Below are 3,358 nucleotides of genomic sequence, written 5' to 3' on the forward strand. Positions count from 1 at the left end.
TTCCCTCGATGCCGGCCCCAGTGAACTCCAGCTTCGGTTGGGGGTGATGGGTGGCTGGTCGTTGTTTGAGAACTGCACAGTGGACGCGAGCATCTGTGGCCAAGTTTTTAAGGGCGCACGGTGGATGCCTTGGCACCAGGAACCGATGAAGGACGTGGGAGGCCGCGATAGTCCCCGGGGAGTCGTCAACCAGGCTTTGATCCGGGGGTTTCCGAATGGGGAAACCCGGCAGTCGTCATGGGCTGTCACCCGCTGCTGAACACATAGGCAGTGTGGAGGGAACGAGGGGAAGTGAAACATCTCAGTACCCTCAGGAAGAGAAAACAACCGTGATTCCGGGAGTAGTGGCGAGCGAAACCGGATGAGGCCAAACCGTATGCGTGTGAGACCCGGCAGGGGTTGCGTATACGGGGTTGTGGGATCTCTCTTCTGTCGTCTGCCGGCGACAGGACGAGTCAGAAACCGTTGATGTAGGCGAAGGACATGCGAAAGGTCCGGCGTAGAGGGTAAGACCCCCGTAGCTGAAACATTGACGGCTCGTTTGAGAGACACCCAAGTAGCACGGGGCCCGAGAAATCCCGTGTGAATCTGGCGGGACCACCCGCTAAGCCTAAATATTCCCTGGTGACCGATAGCGGATAGTACCGTGAGGGAATGGTGAAAAGTACCGCGGGAGCGGAGTGAAATAGTACCTGAAACCGTGTGCCTACAAGCCGTGGGAGCATCCTTGTGGTGTGACTGCGTGCCTTTTGAAGAATGAGCCTGCGAGTTTGCGGTGTGTTGCGAGGTTAACCCGTGTGGGGTAGCCGTAGCGAAAGCGAGTCCGAAGAGGGCGATGGAGTAGCACGCTCAAGACCCGAAGCGGAGTGATCTAGCCATGGGCAGGTTGAAGCGGAGGTAAGACTTCGTGGAGGACCGAACCCACCAGGGTTGAAAACCTGGGGGATGACCTGTGGTTAGGGGTGAAAGGCCAATCAAACTCCGTGATAGCTGGTTCTCCCCGAAATGCATTTAGGTGCAGCGTCGTGTGTTTCTTGCCGGAGGTAGAGCACTGGATAGGCGATGGGCCCTACCGGGTTACTGACCTTAGCCAAACTCCGAATGCCGGTAAGTGAGAGCGCGGCAGTGAGACTGTGGGGGATAAGCTCCATGGTCGAGAGGGAAACAGCCCAGAGCATCGACTAAGGCCCCTAAGCGTACGCTAAGTGGGAAAGGATGTGGAGTCGCAGAGACAACCAGGAGGTTGGCTTAGAAGCAGCCACCCTTGAAAGAGTGCGTAATAGCTCACTGGTCTAGTGATTCCGCGCCGACAATGTAGCGGGGCTCAAGCGTACCGCCGAAGTCGTGTCATTGCGATATATACCCCCAACGGGGATCGTGATGGGTAGGGGAGCGTCGTCTGCCGGGTGAAGCAGCACCGGAAGGTAGTTGTGGACGGTTGACGAGTGAGAATGCAGGCATGAGTAGCGATTCACACGTGGGAAACGTGTGCGCCGATTGACTAAGGGTTCCTGGGTCAAGCTGATCTGCCCAGGGTAAGTCGGGACCTAAGGCGAGGCCGACAGGCGTAGTCGATGGATAACCGGTTGATATTCCGGTACCCGCTGTGAAGCGTCAAACATCGAACCAGGCGATGCTAAGTCCGTGAAGCCGTTCCGGACCCTTCGGGGAAAGGAAAGTGGTGGAGCCGACGGACCAGACTTGTAGTAGGTGAGTGATGGGGTGACGCAGGAAGGTAGTCCAGCCCGGGCGGTGGTTGTCCCGGGGTAAGGGTGTAGGCCGTGCGGTAGGTAAATCCGTCGCACATTAAGGCTGAGACCTGATGCCGAGCCGATTGTGGTGAAGTGGATGATCCTATGCTGTCGAGAAAAGCCTCTAGCGAGTTTCATGGCGGCCCGTACCCTAAACCGACTCAGGTGGTCAGGTAGAGAATACCGAGGCGTTCGGGTGAACTATGGTTAAGGAACTCGGCAAAATGCCCCCGTAACTTCGGGAGAAGGGGGGCCACACCTGGTGAGAGAGTTTTCCTCTTGAGCTGGGGGTGGCCGCAGAGACCAGCGAGAAGCGACTGTTTACTAAAAACACAGGTCCGTGCGAAGCCGTAAGGCGATGTATACGGACTGACGCCTGCCCGGTGCTGGAACGTTAAGGGGACCGGTTAGCTCCATTTCGGTGGGGCGAAGCTGAGAACTTAAGCGCCAGTAAACGGCGGTGGTAACTATAACCATCCTAAGGTAGCGAAATTCCTTGTCGGGTAAGTTCCGACCTGCACGAATGGCGTAACGACTTCTCGACTGTCTCAACCATAGGCCCGGTGAAATTGCACTACGAGTAAAGATGCTCGTTTCGCGCAGCAGGACGGAAAGACCCCGGGACCTTTACTACAGTTTGATATTGGTGTTCGGTTCGGCTTGTGTAGGATAGCTGGGAGACTTTGAAACGTGGACGCCAGTTCACGGTGAGTCGTCGTTGAAATACCAGTCTGGTCGTGCTGGATGTCTAACCTGGGTCCGTGATCCGGATCAGGGACAGTGTCTGATGGGTAGTTTAACTGGGGCGGTTGCCTCCTAAAGAGTAACGGAGGCGCCCAAAGGTTCCCTCAGCCTGGTTGGCAATCAGGTGTTGAGTGTAAGTGCACAAGGGAGCTTGACTGTGAGACCGACGGGTCGAGCAGGGACGAAAGTCGGGACTAGTGATCCGGCGGTGGCTTGTGGAAGCGCCGTCGCTCAACGGATAAAAGGTACCCCGGGGATAACAGGCTGATCTTCCCCAAGAGTCCATATCGACGGGATGGTTTGGCACCTCGATGTCGGCTCGTCGCATCCTGGGGCTGGAGTCGGTCCCAAGGGTTGGGCTGTTCGCCCATTAAAGCGGTACGCGAGCTGGGTTTAGAACGTCGTGAGACAGTTCGGTCCCTATCCGCTGCGCGCGCAGGAATATTGAGAAGGGCTGTCCCTAGTACGAGAGGACCGGGACGGACGAACCTCTGGTGTGCCAGTTGTTCTGCCAAGGGCATGGCTGGTTGGCTACGTTCGGGAGGGATAACCGCTGAAAGCATCTAAGCGGGAAGCCTGCTTCGAGATGAGTATTCCCACCCACTTGATGGGGTAAGGCTCCCAGTAGACGACTGGGTTGATAGGCCGGATCTGGAAGCCCAGTAATGGGTGGAGGTGACCGGTACTAATAGGCCGAGGGCTTGTCCTCAGTTGCTCGCGTCCACTGTGTTGGTTCTGAAACCACGAACAGCCCCACGTTGCCACAGCGTGGTGCGGCAGAGTTCTACAGTTTCATAGTGTTTCGGTGGTCATAGCGTGAGGGAAACGCCCGGTTACATTCCGAACCCGGAAGCTAAGCCTTA

Annotated in this window: 2 rRNA genes; both read left to right on the forward strand. The window is 56.8% G+C overall.

Annotated features, from left to right (window positions below):
- The first annotated feature begins 97 nt into the window (after positions 1–97).
- Positions 98–3,204, forward strand: a 23S ribosomal RNA gene (locus ACWGKQ_RS51760).
- 92 nt (positions 3,205–3,296) lie between these two features.
- Positions 3,297–3,358, forward strand: a 5S ribosomal RNA gene (rrf, locus tag ACWGKQ_RS51765); the annotation flags it as partial.

Source organism: Streptomyces sp. NPDC054770, from assembly GCF_053611985.1.